Consider the following 20,346-nt stretch of genomic DNA (forward strand, 5'->3'; position numbering starts at 1 on the left):
GCTTGAGTATCCCAAACCGCATGGGCCGGCCCGGATACACAAAGTTCAGGACACTCCCTTTGCTGCCCCTTTGGATCCGTCCGTGCACACGATTTTTCCTACTCTATTTCTGCCGAAATTTACATTCTTTATTAGACACCAACGCCAACGCATAACTTCCCAGAGGCCATCTCCATCCTCTCTGTCTGCGTCTAATGTGCCAACCAGGCCCATGATTTTTCCGCGTGCGATGCGCCTGATACCGACACGTCAACGTCGAAGTCATCCAACCTCCGATGACTGGGCGCCCCGACCGTGGCGCAAGGGGCCAATGGTAACCAGACTAGCCCTCCGTGCTCGTATGATGAGCCGTGAAGGCATCGTCTAGCGTGTCCAGCAGGATCTGCGCCTCGGCTTCTCGTATTACCAGGGGTGGACGTATCTTCAGGATATTGGCACCAGGGCCGGACGCGCTGATAAGCACGCCGTTGCGGCGGAGGTAGTTGACGACGAAGGTCGCCAGTGCGGCGTCTGGCGCGTTCGTAGCTGTGTCGCTGACGCATTCCACTGCGAGGAACAGACCGGCGCCGCGCACTTGTGCGATCGCGGGGTGGTTGCGGGCGATCGCTTCCAGCCCATTCTTGATGAAGGCGCCGGTGCTAAGGGAATTTTCCTGAAGATTCTCCTCGCGGATTACGTCGAGTACGGCCATGCCCGCAGCTGCGGCCACAGGGTTGCCGCCGAAGGTATTGAAGTAGCGCGCCCGAGTGCCAAATTCCTGCACCAGCTCGGGCCGCATCGCCACGCCGGAGAGGGGAAACCCATTGCCCATCGGTTTGCCCATGGTGACCATGTCGGGTACGAGGTCGTGGCGCTGAAAGCCCCAGAACTTGTCGCCCGTTCGCCCAAAGCCGGGCTGGACTTCATCTGCGATGAACAGCCCGCCCTCGGAGCGGATCAGGTCCACTGCGGGCTGTAGGAAGCCTGCCGGATCCGGATACAACCCGTCGCTTGAAAAGATCGTATCGACAAGAAATGCCGCCGGTTCGATGCCATCAGCACGCATCTCGGCGATTGCCTGGGCGAGGTCGTCCGCCAGTTTTGCACCCTGCTCGGTCGGTGACACCCGCAGTCCGTCGGGCGCGTCGATTAGGCGGACACGGGAGGTGCGTGGCACAAAATCCCCGAGGGAGGGCGAAAGCTCAGATACCGACTCGGTGACGCCGTGATAGGCGAGCCGGGTGATGATGACGCCCTGCCGGCCGGTAACGCGGCGCGCAATGCGCAGGGCCAGGTCATTGGCCTCGGAACCGGTGCAGGCGAACATCATGTGCCCCAGCGCGTCGGGCATGGTGGCCAGCAGGCGCTCGGCATAGGTTACGATGCTGTCATGCAGGTAGCGTGTGTGTGTGTTCAGAACCGCCGATTGCGCGGCAATCGCCTGCACCACGCGCGGGTGGCAATGGCCCATCGAAGCGACATTGTTATAGGCATCGAGATACCTGCGCCCCTGCTTGTCCCACAGCCAAACGCCTTCGCCTCGGATGATGTGAAGCGGTTCCTCGTAGAACAGGCGATAAGCCGGACCGAGCGCCTTCTCTCGCCGGGCGATCAGTTCGCGATCCTCGGTTGGGAGGCGGTCAGCACCGGATTGGTCGAAAGCGTTGATCATGGTCATGGGATCTGCTCCGGTTGCAGGGCGGCGAGCGCGGCCTGGTTGCCCATTCGGTCCAGCGTCGTCAGACCACGCAGCGATGCGGCGGCATTGCGGCGGATATAGCTGGCGTTTTCGGGATAGCGACGGGCACGCCACGCTCCGACAGCGAGAGTCGTGGCATGGCGCAGGCGCATCAAATCGGGCAGAAGGGCGAACTCATCATCCGTTAGCGGCAACTGGGTCGCGTAGCCCGCAATCAGGCGCGCAACGGCGGCCAGAGGCTGCGGCCCGTTCTGTACATGATAGGAACATGCCACGGCCAGGTCGCAGGCGATGGGCGTATGCACCATATCGCCGAAATCGATCACCCCGGTCAGACGGGTCGCGGCCGGCGTGTCGACCAGTAGGTTGTGGGGATTAAAGTCATTATGCACGACCTGTGCCCGCAGGCGGGTCAGGCGCGGCGCGATCTCTGCCTCGAACTGGTCTATCAGACGTGTCAGACGGCGGTGCAGATCGGGCTCCTCCACCGCGTCCAGCATTGGGCGAAGCCGGTGCGCCTGCTTGATGTCCCACTGCAGGACATGGTCGCTGGCCGGGTGGGTGAAACCCTGCAGGCCAACGGTCAGGCGGGCCAGCAGGGCGCCGATGCGGTAGTGGAGGGTCGAAGCGGTCCCGGCCGAGCTGAGCGTAGTGCCGTCCAGGAAGGTAAGCAGGCGCACGACATGTGCCTTCCCGTCAGACAGCGAAACGAGCTGCGATGGCGCTCCGTTCCGAGCCGGCAGGACATGCGGTACTGGAAGGCCTGGATCGACGCGGGCCAAGTGCAGCAAGGCCGCTGTTTGCATCTCGGTAACCCCGCGATCCTCGGCGGCATTGGTGATCTTGAGCAGCATCGGCGGGCCGACCTCGGGCGTGATGCGAAAGTTCGCATCTTTCTCGGCGTTGAGCCGCAGCACCTCGCCCCTGACATCGAAAAGTTCGTCGGCCATTTCCGCTGCCTGTTCGGGCGAAATGGTCAGGGCCGCGTGAGCCAGAAGATCGGGCGGAGTCTCCGGAAGGAAACCTGGAGGTGGTCGCATCAGGGTTCCACCGGCTCGACGCCGCACCACTCGGCTATGAACAGTGCCATTGCAGTCGTGATGCGCTTGACTGACGACAAGCTGACACATTCGTCGATGCCATGGATGTTGCGCGACACCGGGCCGTAGCAGAGCGCCGGGATCTTGTTGTAAAGCGCGTATACGCGGGTATCGAGGTATCCTGCCGTCATGAAGGACTTGAGCGGCGCACCAATGGCGGATTCGTGGGCGCGGCTCAGTACCAATTCCGCGTCGCTGCCGGGCTCCAGCACGTATCCCTCGGCGAAGAACCCGTTGAATACCACTTGCGGCGGGTTGTTCGACAGGAAGGCGTCACCCTTGGCAAAGGTGGCAATGCGGTCCTGGATTTCCCGCGCTGCATCTTCGGCGCTGCGACCGGGATAGATGGATACTCGGCAATCCATGTTGCACCAACTGGGGACGGAGGAGGCCCAATCGCCGCCTTCGATCTTTCCGATATTCAGGTTGATCGGATGGTCTTCGGACTCGAAGTGGGGATGATTGACCTTGTCGGTGTTCCACTCCGCTTCCATTTCGCGCAGGGCTGCCATCACGCGGGTTGCGCCGTCGATCGCATTGGCGCCTTCGCCCATCTCGCGCACATGCACCGGCACGCCACGCACCTGCACCTGGAACCACAGCACGCCGGTATTGGCACGCACCAGCATTTCGTCCTCGGGCTCGGGGATCAGCACGGCATCGGCCGAGTAGCCTTGCAGATAGGTCTGAAGGGCGCCGTTGCCGGTGCTTTCCTCTTCCACGACCGATTGCACGTAGACTGTGGCTGCGGGTTGGAGGCCAATGCTGCGCAGCGCATCGAGCGCAAAAATATTGGCCGCGACGCCCGCTTTCATGTCGGCCGCGCCCCGGCCATACATCCAGTCGCCGTGAACCCTGCCGGAAAAGGGCGGGTCGGACCACATTTCAGGCAGCCCCTCGGGGACCACGTCCACATGCGCTTGAAGGATAAGCGAACGGCCCATTTCTTCGCGCGGGCGGTGGATGCCTACAACGATGGGGGCATCCGAATGGTCGTCCGAGAATTTCGAGCCGCCCTCATGGGTTGAGATGGCATTCCGGTCCATCCCGAAACGGTCCATCGCAAAGCCGCGCTTCCGCAGTTCCGAGAACAGGAAATCCTGGACCGGGTGTTCGCGCCCGCGCAGCGAGGGCATTCTGACAAGGGCTTGCGTAAAAGCGACCTGGTCATCGAACCTGTCAGAAACGGCTTTCTGAATACGGTCGCGCAGTTCGGGGTCAAGTGTCATGAGGGATCCTTTGGCCAGTTGCTTCAGATCATGGCTTCGATCAGGAAGGGGCCGGGTTCGGACATCGCTTGTTTCAGCGTGCGCATGAAGTCCTGCGCGTCCTCGACCCGACGGGCCGGAACGCCCATGCCCTTGGCAAGCGCCACGAAATCCAGGTCGGGCCGATCGAGATTGAGCATGCTCAGCGCATCTGGGCCCGGTTGGGCGCCGACGTTGTGAAGCTCACCCTTCAGGATGTCATAGGCGCGGTTGGCGAGGATCACGGTGGTCACATTTGCGCCTTCGCGAGCCTGCGTCCACAAACCCTGCAACGTATACATGGCCGATCCGTCAGCCTGAAGCGCGATCACCGGTCGGTCCGGGCAGGCGATGGCTGCACCCGCCGAAAGCGGAATGCCGATGCCGATCGAACCGCCGGTCAGCGCTAGCCAGGAGTTGGGCGCCGCGCTATCGCCGGATGGAAAGATGATACCGCTCGACGAGACGGCCTCGTCGATGACGATGGCACCTTCGGGGAGCGTGTTGGACAGGACGGCGCCGATGACTTCGGCGGTGAGCTTGCCAGCCTGCGGTACCGGTGGCGGTGCATTGTCGCGCGGGGTGACTGCGCGTGCGCCGACCCGATCAGCAAGCGCAGCGATGGCGGCAGGGCCATCGCCATCAACGTCAGCGAGAACGGTTGTCCTGCAGGTTTCGGGCAGCAGCAGGCTGGGTTTGCCCGGATAGGCGAAGAACGCTACCGGCGGCTGGGTTTCCACTAGGATTGCGCGAGCATACGGGGCCAGCGTTTCAAGAGCATCGTTGATCGGGTAGGGGATCTTTTTCATCGCCACGCGGCCATGACCGCGCTCCATCCGTCGGTTCGAGACCGGAGCGAGAAGATCCGCCCCCGTCTTCTCGGCGATGCCTTGCAGGCGCGCCAGAGCGACAGTGTCCTCTAGCACGGACAGGCCGGCGATGATTACCGTCCTGTCTCCGCTTTCCAGCGCGGCGACGGCGTCCGACAATGTATTCTCGTCCAGCGGGGCTGCGGCAGAGGGCGTAACCGGCTTGGCCACCTTTGCCCCTGCATCCCAACCGATATCGGCGGGTGCGATCAATGTGGCGATCCGGCCGGGCTTGCCCTTGGCCACGGCTAGGCCTTCCATCGCGTCGGCGGCAAAGCTCGCCGCGTCGCGGCCGGAACGCACCCAGTCGCTGAAGGGTCTGCAGGCGCCCTCCACATCAGCCGACAGCGGAGCGTCGTATTTCTGGTGGCGAAGCGCGTGATCCCCGACAAGGTTCAGCATCGGCACCCGCGCCTTGCGGGCATTGTGAAGGTTCGCGGCAGCATTGGCGAAGCCGGGCGCGAGGTGCAGGAGCGTCACCGCCGGCTTGCCGGCCATGCGCGCGTAGCCGTCGGCGGCCGCCGTCACCACGCCCTCAAAAAGCCCCAGAACACAGCGCATGAGCTTCGTGCGGTCCAGCGCGTCGACGAATTGCATTTCCGAGGTGCCTGGATTGGCAAAGCAGACGTCGACGCCTTCGGCATGAAGACTGCGAACCACGCTTTCGGCGCCGTTCATCTCGTCAGGGCGAGAAGTCATCGAATCGCCTCGCGGAAGGTCGTCAGGAATGCGCGAGCATTGTCGGTCAGCGACGGCCCGAGATAACCGCCTTCCTGCACGAGCACAGTGGGCAGGTTCATCGCGGCCAGGCGCCGGGCCATTTCGGCAAAGCCCTCCGGGTACACGGCCACAGCCGCCAGCGGGTCGTCGGCAGCCATGTCGAACCCCAGCGAGACTACCAAAGCTTCGGCGCCGAAATCGCGAATTGCCGCCAGGCCTTTGTCGAGTGCGGCCAGAACATCGCTTTCGCCTGCGCCCTGTTCCAACAGGATGTTCATCGATGCGCCTTCGCCCTCACCTGCGCCGGTTTCGTCGGCATGGCCGAGGTAGAAGGTGGGATAGGTCTTCGGGTCCGGGTGCAGCGAGCAGAAGAAGATGTCGCCACGTTCGTAAAGGATGTCGAGGGAGCCGTTGCCGGTGTGCACGTCCACGTCGATTAGCGCCACTTTGCGGTATTTGCTGGTCAAGTGATGCGCGGCGATGCAGGCGTTGTTGAAGAAGCAGAACCCGTTGGAACAGTCGCGCATCGCATGATGTCCAGGCGGCCGACAGAGCGAATAGGCTGCACGCGCACCGGACAGAATTTCCTCGGCACCTTCTACGGCGGTCTGGGCAGACCAGTAGGCGGCGTCCCAACTGCCCGCGGTCAGCGGGGTCGAGGTGTCCGTCATCCACCAACCCAGCTGGCCGTGAATATCCTTCGGTTCCTTCCCGCGGCGTCGGCCCGGATGGGCCGTTGGAATCGCCAGCGCGTCGGGGCCGACGTCGGCGACGAAACGGGCATGGGCGTCGGGCAAGAAATCGACGTAATCAGGATTATGGACTGCCTTGATTGGCGCCAGCCCGTGGTCGCGCGGCGCGCTAATGCTGAAATCTTCGGCGATCAGCATATCGCGCAGCAGTTCTGCTCGGCGGGGCTGTTCCTGATGTGGCATTGCGGCGCCGCGACGGAAATAAATATCCGGCGCATGACCCAGCTGTCGAGCATCGAAAAAGGCTTTCATGTTCAGACCATCCCTGACTGTTCTTAGAGCTCGCGGCTGGCCGATCGGTTTGCGCGCGGTCGGTGGCAGCATTGCAGTTTTAGTTTGCGGCTTCAACTCATATGATGCATGATGCATCAAAATAGAAAGGGAGGGCGTTCGTCGTAAGCGCGGCGCCCAAAGCGAAATGAAAGAGATCAGCAAGGATTCGCTCGGGGACGCGATCTATCGGCGGGTGTGCCAGGATCTGATGCGCGGCAAGCTCCGGCCGAATCAAAAGATTACGATTCGGGGGCTGGCCGAGGCGTTGGGCACCAGTTCCACGCCGGTGCGGGACGCCGTTCAGCGCCTGCTACGCGACAATGCTCTGGAGCAGCGCACCGTGCGCGACGTGCGTGTGCCTGTGCTTTCGGTCGAAGAGTATCTCGAGATCTCTCGAATCCGCGCGGAGCTTGAAGGGCTGGCCGCAGAGCGCGCCGCAATAATGGCGACGGACAAGGACGTCGCGCGGCTGCAGCGGCTGGTGGAGCGGAACGCCGAAGCGATTGACGCCAAGCGGTGGTCGCAGGCGAACGAGTTGAACCAGCAGTTTCACTTCGCCCTTGCCGAGATCGCGAACATGCCGGTGCTTCTGAGCATGCTCGGGCAGCTCTGGCTTCGCATGGGGCCGTTGCTATCGGGATATTTCTCAACGGCCACGCAGGACATGGTCAAACGCCACCACATCATCGTCGCCGCCTGTGCGAAGGGTGAATCCGAGCTGGCCCGCGATGGGATGCGAGAAGATATCATAATGGCAAGAGAGGGGATCGTTGCATACATCAAAACGCTGAGCTCCGCCTGAAGCGAGAGTCACGTCTCACGAGTCGGCACCGGCTGTCCTGCCATCAGCTTCTTTGTTCTGGTGAGGTTGGGGCAACTGAATTCAATCAATAACAACGACAGGGAAAATCAATGCTAAGAGAACTCAAGTTTGCAATTGCAGCCACCGTGGCGAGCTTTGTCCTGGTGGGGCCGATGGCCGCGCAGGACGGCACGCCGCAACAGGGCGGTACGCTGAACGTCGTTATCCAGCCCGAACCGCCAGGGCTGATGGTGGGTCTGATTCAGAATGGCCCCACGCAGATGGTTGCGGGCGATATTTACGAAAGCCTGCTGCGCTATGACGCGAATCTCCAGCCGACCGGTCAGCTGGCCGAGTCGTGGGAGATTTCGGAAGACGGCAAGACCTACACCTTCAAGCTGCGTAAGGGTGTTGTCTTCCATGACGGTAAGCCGTTCACCTCGGCGGACGTGAAGTTCTCGATGGACAAGTTCCTGCGTGAATCGCATTCGCGCATGCGCACTTACATGCAGCATGTCGAAAGCATCGAGACGCCCGACGATCACACGGTGGTCTTCAACCTGAAGCAGCCCTTCGGGCCCTTCATCGGCATCTTCGAGCCTGGCACCGCGCCGATGATTCCGAAGCACATCTACGAAGGCACCGATTTCGCCAACAACCCGGCGAACAACACCCCGATCGGCACCGGACCGTTCAAGTTCGACGAATGGGTCAAGGGCAGCTACATCCACCTGGTCAAGAACCCGGACTACTATATGGAGGGCAAGCCTCACGTGGACGAGGTTTACTACCACGTGATCCCCGATGCCGCCTCGCGTGCGGTCGCCTATGAGACCGGCAAGGTAGACGTGCTGCCGGGTGGCTCGATCGAGAACTTCGATGTGCCGCGTATCCGCGACATGGAGAACACCTGCATCACCGACAAGGGGTGGGAATACTTCGGGCCGCTTTCGTGGCTCTGGATCAACTTGAACAACAAGCCGCTGGACGATGTGAAAGTGCGCCAGGCGATGATGCACGCACTGGATCGTGAATTCGCCAAGGACGCGCTATGGAACGGTCTGGGCAAGGTCGCCACCGGTCCGCTGTCGTCTTCGACCCGGTTCTATTCCGACTCTACTCCCGACATCTCCTATGACCCAGAGAAGGCCAAAAAGCTTCTGTCGGAATCGAGCTACAACGGCGAAACCATCCGCCTTCTGGGCCTGCCCTATGGCGAGACCTGGCAACGCTGGGCCGAAGCGGTGAAGCAGAACCTGACTGAGATCGGGATAAAAGTGGAGATTGTGCCGTCGGATGTGGCGGGCTGGAACCAGAAGGTCAGTGACCGCGACTTCGATCTCGCCTTCACCTACCTCTACCAGTACGGCGATCCGGCCCTGGGTGTCTCGCGGACCTATATGAGCACCAATGCCAAGGTCGGCAGCCCCTGGAACAACGTTGCCAACTACCAGAACCCCGAAGTCGACAAGATGTTCGACGAAGCGGCGCTGATGGCCAGCCCCGACGACCGGGCCGCGGCCTACAAGACGATCCAGGATCAGATTGTCAGCGACGTGCCCAACCTGTGGCTGCTCGAACTGGGCTTCCCCACAATCTATCGCTGCAACATCAAGAACCCGGTCAACACTGCCTTCGGCGTGAATGACGGCTTCCGTGACGTTTGGATCGAGAAAGCGAAGTAAGAACGATACGTCCGGCGGACCGGGCCACCCGTGCGGTGGTCCGGTCTACCACAAAAACAGCTGACAAGGCGGGGCAGACAGCGTGACACGGTTCATCCTGGGGAGGCTGATAAAGGCGGGATTCATCCTGCTGGCCATCCTGATCTTCAACTTTCTGCTGATCCATGCCGCTCCTGGCGATCCGGCCGCCGTCATGGCAGGCGAAGCCGGCGCGGCGGACGAAAAATTCCTCGCAGACCTGCGGGAGCGTTTCGGACTGGATCAGCCCCTTTACATCCAGCTCTGGACCTATCTGCAGGGCGCGGTGCAACTTGATCTTGGCTTTTCCTATCGCCAGCAGATGCCAGTGGCCGAGCTGATCGCCGACCGGCTGCCGGCAACCCTTCTGCTGACCGGTGTGGCGTTCCTGCTCTCATTGTCTCTGGGTGTGCTGGCAGGTGTAGCTGCTTCGGCGCGGCAGGGCAGCTGGGGCGACACGATCATCTCTACCCTGGCGCTGCTTTTCTATGCCACGCCATTGTTCTGGGTGGCCCTGATGGCGGCGCTGGTATTCTCGGTGTGGCTGGGTTGGCTTCCGGGCTTCGGCTATTCGACGGTAGGCGCGGGTTACACCGGTTGGGCACATGCGCTCGACGTTGCCAAGCACCTTGTCTTGCCGGCCACGACCTTGGGTCTGTTCTTCACCGCCATCTACATGCGCATGACGCGGGCATCCATGCTCGAAGTGAGTCGGCTCGACTTCGTCAAGACGGCGCGCGCCAAGGGTGTGAAACGCCGGGTGATCTTGCGTCGGCACATTCTGCGCAATGCCTTGCTGCCGGTGATCACGTTGGCCGGGCTTCAGGCAGGCCAGATCTTCGGCGGCGCGATCCTGACCGAAACGGTTTTTGCCTGGCCCGGCATCGGGCGTCTGATGTTCGAAGCCATCAACCAGCGGGACTACGCCGTGATCCTTGGTGTCTTCTACATCTCGGGCGCCATGGTGCTGCTGTTCAACCTGATCACTGACGTCTTCTATGTCATAATTGACCCCCGCATAAGGCTGACAGGATGAAAGATTTCTGGACACGTTTCCGTTTTAATCGCGGGGCAGTGATCGGGCTGGTCATCCTGGCCGTTGTGATCGCAACTGCAATCGCGGCGCCCTTCATTTTCCCGACAAGCCCTTGGAAGATGGTTCAGCGCCCGTTCCTGCCGCCACTGACGCAGAACGGTCTGCCCCTTGGCACCGATGCGTTGGGCCGTGACGTGCTGGCGGGGCTGGCGCATGGAGCTTATGTCAGCCTGCTGGTCGGGCTGGTCTCGACCGTGGTGGCTCTGGCCATCGGCGTGCCGGTGGGCGCGCTGGCCGGCTATTTCGTTGGCCGGGTGGATGACGCGCTGATGCGCTTCACCGAGTTCTTCCAGACCATCCCCAGCTTTGCGCTTGCCATCGTGCTCCTCGCAATCTTCCAACCAAGCCTGACTTTCGTGATCATCGCGATCGCGATCGTGTCCTGGCCGCCGGTGGCGCGTCTGGTGCGAGGCGAGGTGCTGAGCTTGCGCACGCGCGAGTTCGTCGAGGCCGCGACCCTGCAGGGCCTCGGGAATGCGCAGATCATCCTGCGTCATATCCTGCCCAATGCGCTGCCGCCGATCATCGTGCTGGCCTCGCTCATGGTCGCGCAGGCTATCCTGTTGGAAAGTTCTCTGTCGTTCCTTGGGCTGGGCGATCCCAACATCATGTCCTGGGGATATATGATCGGTGCCGCGCGCACGGTGATCCGAACGGCGTGGTGGCTGTCGTTCTTGCCAGGCATGGCGATCCTTCTGACCGTGCTCGCGCTGAACCTGATAGGCGAAGGGTTGAATGATGCCTTGAATCCCCGTCTGACGAGGAAATCCGAATGAGCCTTCTGAGCATCCGCGACCTGTGCATTGCCCTGCCCGAGGGCGCCGACCGGAAATATGCCGCGAAGGATGTCAGCTTTGATCTGGCTCCCGGGGAGATCCTTTGCATCGTAGGCGAAAGCGGCTCGGGCAAATCGATGTCCGCGAATGCAGTGATGGGGCTGTTGCCGCAGGGTGTGAAACCTGTCGGCGGCGCCATCACCTTTGACGGGCAGGAAGTGCTGGGCCTTTCGGAACGGCAGATGCAGGACCTGCGCGGGCGACGTATCTCGATGATCTTCCAGGAGCCGCTCAGCGCGCTAAACCCGCTGATGCGGGTTGGTGCGCAGATCGCGGAAGTGTTCGAGGCGCATGGCGAGCTTGCCCCGCAAGAGCGTCGCAATCGGGCACTGAAACTGCTTGAGGAAGTCGGCTTGCCCGATCCCGAGTCTGCCATCCGCGCCTATCCGTTCCAACTGTCGGGTGGACAGCGGCAGCGGGTGATGATCGCCATGGCACTGGCGCTGGAACCCGACATACTGATCGCCGACGAGCCCACCACGGCGCTGGACGTGACGACGCAGGCCCAGATCCTGAAGTTGATCGAGAACCTGCGCCAATCTCGCGGCATGGCGGTCATCTTCATCACCCACGATTTCGGTGTGGTCGCCGATATCGCCGACCGGGTGATCGTGATGCAAACAGGGGAGATCGTCGAAAGCGGCACGGCAGACGAGGTGCTGCTGCGCCCGCAACACCCCTATACCCGTGCGCTGATCGACGCCATTCCACGGCTGAATCAACATGACGATGCGGAACAGCCGGCGCGGACGCCGGTGCTGAGCGTCGTTGGGTTGAACAAGACCTTTGTGGTTGGGTCGGGAAAACTTTTCGGCAAACCCCGCGTCGTCAAAGCGGTGCAGAAAGTCAGCTTCGAACTCTGCGCCGGCGAAACAATCGGCATCGTGGGGGAAAGCGGTTCCGGCAAGTCGACGGTGGGACGCTGCCTTACCCGGTTGATCAATCCCGATGAGGGGCGCGTGATGCTGGACGGTGCCGATATCGCCCATATGTCTGGGGCCGAGTTGCGGGAAAAGCGCCGCAGCCTGCAGATGATCTTCCAGGACCCGTACTCGTCGCTCAATCCGCGCGCGCGGGTCTCGCGTATCCTCACCGAGGGGCTGATCTCCTATGGCACCCCTCGGTCCGAGGCTCTGGAAAAGGCCCGCGATCTGTTGGGGCTGGTCGGGCTGGACCCTTCGGCCATGAACCGCTTCCCGCATGAATTCTCGGGCGGACAGCGGCAACGCATCGGCATCGCACGCGCGCTGATGCTGGACCCGTCGATCATCATTGCGGACGAAGCTGTGTCGGCCCTCGACGTTTCGATCCAAGCCCAGGTGCTCGATCTCCTGGCCGATCTGAAGACGCGACTGAACCTGTCGATGCTGTTCATCACGCACGACCTGCGCGTCGCTGCGCGCATCTGCGACCGCATCATCGTGATGCAAAAAGGGGCCATCGTGGAAATGGGGCCAACGGGCAAGGTGCTGCACGACCCCGATACCGATTATACGCGCAGCCTGCTCGACGCGATTCCAGGACAGGAATATGAACGCGCGCTCGCGGAGGCCGGATAGCATGGGCGCTGCGGTGCCGGGCCGGAGAACCCTGTTGCTGACTGGGGCGAGCCGGGGAATTGGCCATGCCACGGTCAAGCGGTTCGCCCGTGAAGGCTGGCGTGTGCTGACATGCTCGCGGCAGCCCTTCTCTTCTGACTGCCCTTGGCCGGGCGGCGAACAGGATCACGTCCAGGTGGACCTGAGCGACCCCAACAAGACCATGGAGGTCGTGGAGCAGATTAAGAAACGGCTGGAGGGCGGCGCGCTGCATGCCCTGGTCAACAATGCGGGCATTTCTCCAAAAGGCGCGAATGGTGAACGGCTGACCTCTATCGACACCGACCTGCGTATGTGGGGGCAAGTGTTTCACGTCAACTTCTTTGCTTCCATCGTCCTGGCCCGAGGACTTCAAGAGGAACTGTCGCGCGGGCGCGGCTCGATTGTGAATGTCACCTCGATCGCCGGGTCGCGAGTGCACCCCTTCGCTGGCGCGGCCTATGCCACTTCCAAGGCCGCTCTGGCAGCGCTGACCCGCGAGATGGCGCATGATTTCGGGCCCCTGGGTGTGCGGGTCAATGCCGTGGCACCGGGGGAGGTGGAGACCGGGATCCTCAGCAAAGGCACGGACAAGATCGTGGAGAAGCTGCCCCTGCGCCGGTTGGGACAGCCCCAAGAAGTGGCTGATGCAATTTATTTCCTGTGTTCAGATCAAAGCTCGTATGTTTCGGGCGCGGAACTAGAAGTGAACGGAGCCCAGCACGTCTGAGCGCGATACAGCCGGAGACGAGGGAGGCCCCAGGCAATCGGAATGCGATCGATATAGACTGGCGTGCAAGGGCCGCAGTCTGTGCTGAACGTCCGCGCCGTGCCAATCTCCGTTCTCCGTTTGAAAGGCTGCACACGATGCGGTCGCGGGCATCTCCGGGCTTCAATTGACAAGCCAGTTGACAGGCGGCGCCGGCTCGGTATGGTTTCATATATGAAACTATGATCGGCAAGGCGTGATTGCGATGCAAGTATTTTGGTCCGAAGACCAGTTCCGCCACCAGGGCGCGCGGTTCCTGAAAGCCGGTCGGTTGATCTCCAGCCCGGAATCCCCCGCCCGTGCGCAATCGATCCTTGCGGCGTTGTCCGGTCCTGAATTCACCATCACTGAACCTGGCGACCATGGGATCGAACCGCTCATGCGGGTACATCCCGCCGCTTTTCTCGAGTTCCTCCAGGGTATTCACGCCCTTTGGGTCACGTCTTTCGGCGGGGACGCCGCGGTCCTACCCAATGTTCTGGCAGGCGGTCGGCGGGCCCATGTGCCGCAAAGCCCCGTGGGCGCGTTGGGATATTACGTCGGGGACCTGGCGGCAGAAATACGGGAGGGCACATGGTCGGCCAGCTACGCATCGGCACAATGTGCAGTGGGTGCAGCCCGTCACCTGCTGGAAACCCGACAGCCCGCCTATGCGCTTTGCCGCCCGCCGGGTCATCATGCGGGTGCGACTCAGGCGATGGGGTTTTGTTTCCTGAACAATGCCGCCATCGCCGCTGAACAACTGCGCCAGCGCTTTGCGAGGGTCGCGGTCGTCGATATCGACGTGCATTCCGGCAATGGCACGCAGAGCATCTTCTATGAGCGTGCGGATGTGCTTACCGCGTCGATGCACTCGGATCCGTCGCACTACTACCCGTTCCACAGTGGATATGAGGACGAACGCGGTGCCGGAGAGGGCAGGGGTGCCAATATCAATATCTGCTATCCGGCTGATGTGGACGATGCAGGATTTCTGGCGGCCTTTGCCAGACTGACGGAAGCTGTCGAAACCTTCACGCCGGAAGCGGTCGTCGTTGGACTGGGTGTGGATGCACTGCGTTCCGACCCGCATGGCGGCCACCACATCACTCCCGATGCCTTTGCCGAAGTGGCGATGCGGCTGCGCGGCTGGAGCTTGCCCACCAATTTTGTGCAGGAAGGCGGCTATGACAGCGACGAGCTTGGGCCGACCATTGCGCGCTTTCTGAGAGTATTTGAAGTTGACTAAACCTGTCCTGCTTATCCTGTCGGTTGGCGAACTGGGCACCAACGTGCTGGAGTCCGCCGCCCGGTCCGGGCTGTTCGGCCGGATCGTCATCGCCGGGCGCGATGGCGCGAAGGCGCGGGCGCGGGCCAATAGCACGATTATCGGTGCGGGGTTGGAGTTCGATTACCCTATCATCGAAGGCCTCGAGCTTGACGTAAACGGCCCAGCTTTTGTGCCTCGGATCAAGTCGATTGCGCCCGATATCATTTTCACCACCGCTTCGATGATGCCGTGGTGGCAGCTGGAAAAATCAAGCGCACCGCGCTTGCCCTTCGGCGGCTACTTGTCCCTGCACCTCAGTGTAATGAACACCTTCCGCGACCGGCTGGCCGAGGCCGATCTTGATGCCATCTGGATCGGGGCATCCTATCCGGACGTGGTCAATCCGATCCTGCACCGCACCGGGTTCGGACCGCTATGCGGTATTGGAAACGTGCAGGAACCAATCCCCAAGATCGTCGCCGGGCTCAGCAGGCGACTGTCGTTGTCGCCCGATCAGATCAGGGTCAAACTGGTTGCGCAGCATGCCTTCGAATACGCTGTGCTGTCCGACGAGGTGACGGCAGACCTGCCGCCGTACCTTCTGCATGTCGAGGCCGCCGGCCGTGATGTGACCGAACAGGCGCGCCAGGTACTACTGGAACCGTTTCCATTTACCTATGACCTGTTTTTCAATCGGATCACCGCTTCGGCCGCCATCGAGGCGTTCCGGGCGATTCTCTCGCCGAAGCCTGCCGCGGTGCATCTGCCGGGCGTCAACGGGCTGATCGGTGGGTATCCGGTTGTGGTAGACGGCGGCTGCGCACGGCTGGACCTGCATTCCGATTGGACCGAGGCCCAGGCGATCGATACCAACTGTCGCTCGCTCTGCCATGACGGGATCGCGGCGATCGACCCGGACGGGACCGTTCATTTTACCGAATCCACGCAGAAGGCTTTTGCCGCGCTGCTGGGTCGCTCGGTTGCGCGCCTGGAGATCGGAGGCGCCGCGCAGCAGGCCAACGATATTCTCAATGCGCTCTGATCCCCACGCTTCATGTTCAACCGAATGAGACATCAGTCATGAAAACCGACGCCTCTGCCCAGTTCTTCGACCGCGCCATGAAAGTTCTGGTCGAAGGATGCTCCTCCGCCTCGCGGGGACCGCTGAATTACAGCCCGCATCCGGCCTACTTTCGCAAGGGCAAGGGCGCGCGCATGTGGGATGTGGACGGGAACGAATTCATCGACTGGCAACTGTCTTTTGGCTGCCTGCCGCTCGGCCACGCTCACCCGCGTATTGTCGAGGTGATCCGCAACGAGGTGGAAAACGGCACCCATTTCGCCACCGCGCTCGAGATCGAGGTGGAGGTGGCTGAAATGATGGTCGGTATGCTGGATCACGTGGACAAGGTTCGTTTTGCCAATACCGGGACCGAGGCCTGTATGACTGCCGTTCGCATGGCGCGCGGACTGACGGGCAAGCGCAAGGTGCTGAAATTCGAAGGCCATTATCACGGCTGGTACGATGGGCTTCTGGTCAGCTCAAACCCGCAGCCGGTGACCACGCTGGGGCATCCAAACGATCCCGTCCGCATTCCCGACAGTTCGGGACTGACCCCGGGGTCCTGGGAAGACACATTGGTAGCCGTCTGGAATGACATCGACGCGTTGGAGCGGGTCCTGAAGCGCAGCGCGCACGAGATTGCCTGCGTCATGATGGAAGCGGTGATGTCCAACATGGGCGTCATTCCTCCGAAACCCGGCTATCTGAAACACGTGCAGGAACTGTGCCACCGGTACGACGTACTGTTTTATCTGGATGAAACCGTTACCGGTTTCCGCCTTGCTCCCGGTGGCGCGGCGGAACTCTATGGCCTTCAACCCGATATCGTGACCTTCGGCAAGGCACTGGGGCAGGGCTTTCCGGTGGCCGCGATCGCCGGGCCGTCACACGTCATGGACAGCATCGAGTATGGCAAGGTGCTGCACTACGGAAGTCAGAACGCGCCGCGTCTGGGACTCTATGCGGTGAAGGTCATGCTTGAAGAAATGACGCGTGATGACAATGCCGGCTTCCGCAAGCTGACCGATATCGGCAATCAGATGACCGACCGGCTGAATGCCGCCGCGCGCGATGCCGGGCAGAACATGGTGGTGCAGAATGTCGGGTCGATGTTCCATCCGGTCTTTACCGACCTGGACGAGATCGATGGCTACCGGGCCTTCTGTGCAACGGCGGATTTGGCAAAATACTCGGCCTTTGCCGCCGGGATGCGCGAAGACGGTATTTTCTTCACGGGCAACAAGATACTTCATAATCTGAGCTGTACTACGCACACGCAGGCGGACGTGGACCGGACGATTGAAGTTGCAACCAAGGTGCTGCACGAGATGCCTAAATAGGGCGTGGAGCCTAGGCGTCTATTCCAGCCAGACCCAGAGGAGCCTCGACTGTTCCGAGGTTCGGTTCACCACCAAATGCGGCTTATTGCTGTCGAAATAGACCGCGTCGCCTGGCCCCATCGCAATTCGCTCATTCTCGCCGCTCATGAAGTCTACTGCTCCCGACAGGACATAGAAGAACTCCTCGCCCTTGTGCGCGGCTGGGGCCCTGCTGCTCGTGCCGTGAGAGGTCACGGTGGTGACGAAGGGCACCATGCGCCGGTTTTGCAGGTCGGAGAAAAGGAACTCGAACTGGTACTGGGGATCGTCCAACTCGATCCCCTGACCGTTCTTGGTCAGTGAAATGCCGATCTGACCAGGATTACCCCGCGACAGCAGAACGGAGGCGGGAACACCCAGCCCGTGCGAGATCTTTTCCATCATCTCGAATGTGGGAGAGATCAGCCCGTTTTCGATCTTCGATATATTCGACTTCGATACGCCCGAGGCCTTTGCCAAGGCGGAGAGTGACAGATTGGCCGCGACCCGTAGGGCTTTGAGGCGGGTGCCGATATCGAAACGGGAGGTCGGCGCGTCAATACCATCTCGCGGTTTGTCTTCAGGCCCGCCGCCGAACATTTCGCGCAGTCTTGATAGGTCTGGCATGACGCTGCAAGTCGCCTAGCGTTTGGAAAAGACTCCTGCAACCTATCCGATAGGTCGCCCGGTTGGTAGCCGGAACCGGCTCTGTCCAAGGAGGAGCTTGGCTTGAGGCTGTAAAGGCAGGTTCGTGGCGTCACACTATGGCCGAACGATCCCTGTCTCGCCACTTCAATACTAGGATCAGCACCCATAAATGCGCGTGAGCGCGGGCCGGCGGCGTGATTCAAACTCGCGACTTGGAGAGGGATCATGAGCGAGCTTTGCTGGCTGACGGCTGCGCAGATGGGCGGGCTTCGGCCGTTTTTCCGAAGTCGCGCGGCAAGCCGCGAGTCGATGACCGGCCGGTTCTGAGCGGGATAATCTTCACCCAGCGCAATGGGTTGATGTGGAAACATGCCACTGCGGCCAAAGGCCCGCCGAAGACCCTCTACAACCGTTGGAAGCGGTGGAGCCGGATGGGCGTGTTCGCTACGATCATGACCGAACTGGCCGCCCAGGCCCAGCACACCGGCATCGTGATGATCAACGCGACCCATGCGAAGGCCCATCGGACGGCGTCGAGCCTTGCAGTTCAAAAGGGGGTCGCGGACGGTTGATCGGGAGTACCAAAGGCGGGCTGAACTCCACACTGCATGTCCTGGCCGATGCAAAGGGGCGCCCGATCCGCATGTTCCTCTCGGCCGGCCAGACCTAGGACGACATCGGGGCGTGAGCGCTGCTGTCCTCCATCCAGGAAGCCGGAGCGTCGCTCGGGGATCGGGGCTACTATGCCGACCGGTTCCGCAACGCTCTGATCGACATGGGCATTTCGCCGTGTGTCCCTTCCCGCATCGGTCGCAAGGTTCCGATCCCGCACGACGCCGAACTCTACCGCCTGCGCCACAGGATCGAGAACATGATCGCTCGCTTGAAGGACTGCCGGCGCATCGCCACCCGCTACGACCGCTGCCCGATCCTGGTCCTCCCGGCCTGCGCTGTGGCCGCGACCGTCATCTATTTGTGTAAGTCCTGTCTCTAAAGCCTTCGGCAGGGGGAACGGGACTTTCGTTATCACGTTGTCTTGCCGTGGTGCTGCTTCCGGGTCGCGCTGGGGAACTGGAACAATGAGGGCCTTCTGTCACGACCATGAGCAACGAAACCTTCTTCGAGTTTGACGCCTATCATCTGACCCTCGCGGCGGTCGGACTTATTGTGATTTTGGCCTGCTGGGCCCCTCGTCTCGTTTCACGGCGCGAACCTGCCTCATCATCGGTGATGCTGGTGTTCGGCGCAGCTGCCGGCTTGCTGCTGCCGGATTTCACATTGTTGCCTGACCCGCGTACAGCTCCGCGCGCCTGGGAACTGGTGAGTGAACTCACCGTCATCGTCGCGCTCTTCGGCGCGGGGCTTCGGATCGACTCGCTCACCCCTTGGCGGCGCTGGTTGCCGACGGCGCGCCTGCTGGTTGTCGCGATGCCGCTGACGATTGCGGCGGTGGCGCTCTTGGGGGCGGGCCTTTCCAGTATGACCCTGGCCGGCGCGATCTTGCTGGGCGCGGTGCTGGCGCCCACGGATCCGGTGCTGGCAGGAGATGTGCAGGTCGGTCCGCCAAATGAGGGCGAGGAGCACCCGGTTCGCTTCACGCTGACCACTGAAGCCGGGCTGAATGATGGGCTTGCCTTTCCTTTCGTATATCTGGGCCTCCTAGTCGCTACCGAGGGTGCAGGGTTCTCGGATTTCCTGACCGATTGGCTGATGGTTGACGTTTTCTATAGAATTGCTGCCGGCGGGTTTCTCGGCTGGCTTGGAGGTCGGGCTCTGGGCTGGGTGCTCTTCCGATTGCCTTCAAGGACGCCCTTGGCCGAAACCGGCTCGGGGATAATTGCTTTGGCCGGCATATTGCTCTGCTATGGTTCGACCGAGTTGGCCGAAGGCTACGGTTTCATATCGGTTGCGGTGATGGGGCTAACGTTGCGCCGGATTGAAGGGCATCACCAGTATCACCGGCGGCTGCACGATTTTTCCGAGACCATCGAGCACGCCCTGACCGCTGCACTACTTGTCGCGTTGGGTGCCATGCTTCCGATGCTCTTCGGCGCATTGACCTGGTCATTGGTGGCGATCGCGCTGCTTATGTTGGTCGTCGTCCGTCCACTGGCCGCTTGGCTATCGCTCAGTGGTGCCGGGCTGAAGCATCATGACCGAGCCATCATCTCGGTCTATGGCGTGCGGGGCATCGGTTCGATCTATTATCTCTGTTACGCCTCGAGCCACATTGAATTTCACGACGAGGCTGCCCTCTGGTCACTGGTGGCGCTCGTGATCTTGCTCTCGACGGTCATGCATGGTTTTACCGTCGGTCGGGCGCTCGATCACGCGAGCGAAGGAGTGGAGGAGTAAGGGCCGGGTTATACTGCCAACTACGCGGCGCGCCGAGTGAAGGACGGCTAGGGGCGGATTGCGGCGTCGGCCCTGTCCAAATCTGCGTAGGCGACCATTGTGATGCTCACGGACCGCAGCTCTTAACCTTGGGATTGTACAAGATAGCCAGAAATCGAAAGCTCGAAGGCTTGGAATCCCATGCAATTGGTCGCGTAGTTGGTGTGCGAATTCCTTGAGCAAGCCAAAACCGTTGCCGAAGTTTAAAGCCC

At 61.5% G+C, this 20,346-nt stretch carries 16 protein-coding genes and 1 pseudogene; 11 read left to right on the forward strand and 6 right to left on the reverse strand.

Annotation, left to right across the window (positions count from 1 at the left end; translation table 11 throughout):
* Nucleotides 1-322: 322 nt before the first annotated feature.
* The 5 genes from IE266_RS04065 to IE266_RS04085 form a co-directional block, all read right to left on the reverse strand.
* Nucleotides 323-1,657, reverse strand: a complete 1,335-nt coding sequence (locus IE266_RS04065) for an aspartate aminotransferase family protein (protein ID WP_189678776.1) — start codon at nt 1,655-1,657, stop codon at nt 323-325.
* On the reverse strand, nt 1,654-2,628 hold the full coding sequence (locus tag IE266_RS04070) for a phosphotransferase (protein ID WP_189678777.1): 975 nt from the start codon (nt 2,626-2,628) through the stop codon (nt 1,654-1,656). The genes IE266_RS04065 and IE266_RS04070 overlap by 4 nt, the downstream gene beginning before the upstream one ends.
* A gap of 89 nt (nt 2,629-2,717) precedes the next feature.
* Nucleotides 2,718-4,007: an ArgE/DapE family deacylase gene (locus IE266_RS04075; protein WP_189678778.1), complete on the reverse strand. Its 1,290-nt coding sequence runs from the start codon at nt 4,005-4,007 to the stop codon at nt 2,718-2,720.
* 23 nt (nt 4,008-4,030) lie between these two features.
* Nucleotides 4,031-5,593, reverse strand: a complete 1,563-nt coding sequence (locus tag IE266_RS04080; protein ID WP_189678779.1) for an acetolactate synthase large subunit — start codon at nt 5,591-5,593, stop codon at nt 4,031-4,033.
* Nucleotides 5,590-6,618, reverse strand: coding sequence for a histone deacetylase family protein (locus tag IE266_RS04085; protein ID WP_189678780.1), 1,029 nt, complete (start codon nt 6,616-6,618; stop codon nt 5,590-5,592). Before IE266_RS04085 ends, IE266_RS04080 begins: the two co-directional genes overlap by 4 nt.
* Before the next feature lie 166 nt (nt 6,619-6,784).
* Here IE266_RS04085 and IE266_RS04090 point away from each other — a divergent pair, with 166 nt between their 5' ends.
* From IE266_RS04090 to IE266_RS04130, 9 genes are all read left to right on the forward strand, one after another.
* Nucleotides 6,785-7,441, forward strand: a complete 657-nt coding sequence (locus IE266_RS04090) for a GntR family transcriptional regulator (RefSeq protein ID WP_189678781.1) — start codon at nt 6,785-6,787, stop codon at nt 7,439-7,441.
* Between the two features lie 110 nt (nt 7,442-7,551).
* Nucleotides 7,552-9,126, forward strand: a complete 1,575-nt coding sequence (locus IE266_RS04095) for an ABC transporter substrate-binding protein (RefSeq protein ID WP_189678782.1) — start codon at nt 7,552-7,554, stop codon at nt 9,124-9,126.
* A gap of 82 nt (nt 9,127-9,208) precedes the next feature.
* Nucleotides 9,209-10,180, forward strand: a complete 972-nt coding sequence (locus IE266_RS04100; RefSeq protein ID WP_189678783.1) for an ABC transporter permease — start codon at nt 9,209-9,211, stop codon at nt 10,178-10,180.
* Nucleotides 10,177-11,016 carry an ABC transporter permease gene (locus tag IE266_RS04105; RefSeq protein ID WP_189678784.1) on the forward strand — a complete coding sequence of 280 codons (840 nt, stop codon included), beginning with the start codon at nt 10,177-10,179 and terminating at the stop codon, nt 11,014-11,016. The genes IE266_RS04100 and IE266_RS04105 overlap by 4 nt, the downstream gene beginning before the upstream one ends.
* Nucleotides 11,013-12,635 carry an ABC transporter ATP-binding protein gene (locus IE266_RS04110; RefSeq protein ID WP_189678785.1) on the forward strand — a complete coding sequence of 541 codons (1,623 nt, stop codon included), beginning with the start codon at nt 11,013-11,015 and terminating at the stop codon, nt 12,633-12,635. The genes IE266_RS04105 and IE266_RS04110 overlap by 4 nt, the downstream gene beginning before the upstream one ends.
* 1 nt (nt 12,636) lies before the next feature.
* On the forward strand, nt 12,637-13,383 hold the full coding sequence (locus IE266_RS04115) for an SDR family NAD(P)-dependent oxidoreductase (protein ID WP_189678786.1): 747 nt from the start codon (nt 12,637-12,639) through the stop codon (nt 13,381-13,383).
* A gap of 244 nt (nt 13,384-13,627) precedes the next feature.
* Nucleotides 13,628-14,650 (forward strand): histone deacetylase family protein, encoded by a 1,023-nt coding sequence (locus tag IE266_RS04120; protein ID WP_189678787.1) that lies wholly within the window; start codon nt 13,628-13,630, stop codon nt 14,648-14,650.
* Entirely contained in the window at nt 14,643-15,713 is a 1,071-nt protein-coding gene (locus tag IE266_RS04125; protein WP_189678788.1) for a hypothetical protein, read from the forward strand. Before IE266_RS04120 ends, IE266_RS04125 begins: the two co-directional genes overlap by 8 nt.
* Nucleotides 15,714-15,751: 38 nt before the next feature.
* Complete coding sequence (locus IE266_RS04130) at nt 15,752-17,074, forward strand: aspartate aminotransferase family protein (RefSeq protein ID WP_189678789.1); 1,323 nt, start codon at nt 15,752-15,754, stop codon at nt 17,072-17,074.
* Between the two features lie 18 nt (nt 17,075-17,092).
* On the opposite strand, the gene IE266_RS04135 is transcribed toward IE266_RS04130, so the two are convergent.
* Nucleotides 17,093-17,692 (reverse strand): helix-turn-helix domain-containing protein, encoded by a 600-nt coding sequence (locus tag IE266_RS04135; RefSeq protein ID WP_189678790.1) that lies wholly within the window; start codon nt 17,690-17,692, stop codon nt 17,093-17,095.
* Between the two features lie 273 nt (nt 17,693-17,965).
* On the opposite strand from IE266_RS04135, the pseudogene IE266_RS04140 reads away from it, so the two are divergent.
* Both IE266_RS04140 and IE266_RS04145 read left to right on the forward strand, forming a co-directional pair.
* Nucleotides 17,966-18,734, forward strand: a pseudogene (locus IE266_RS04140) (IS5 family transposase).
* 107 nt (nt 18,735-18,841) lie between these two features.
* A complete protein-coding gene (locus tag IE266_RS04145) occupies nt 18,842-20,095 on the forward strand; it encodes a cation:proton antiporter (protein ID WP_189678791.1) in 1,254 nt (417 codons plus the stop codon).
* Nucleotides 20,096-20,346 lie beyond the last annotated feature (251 nt).

Origin of the sequence: Seohaeicola zhoushanensis, assembly GCF_014656415.1 — a bacterium.
Classification (GTDB): domain Bacteria; phylum Pseudomonadota; class Alphaproteobacteria; order Rhodobacterales; family Rhodobacteraceae; genus Seohaeicola_A; species Seohaeicola_A zhoushanensis.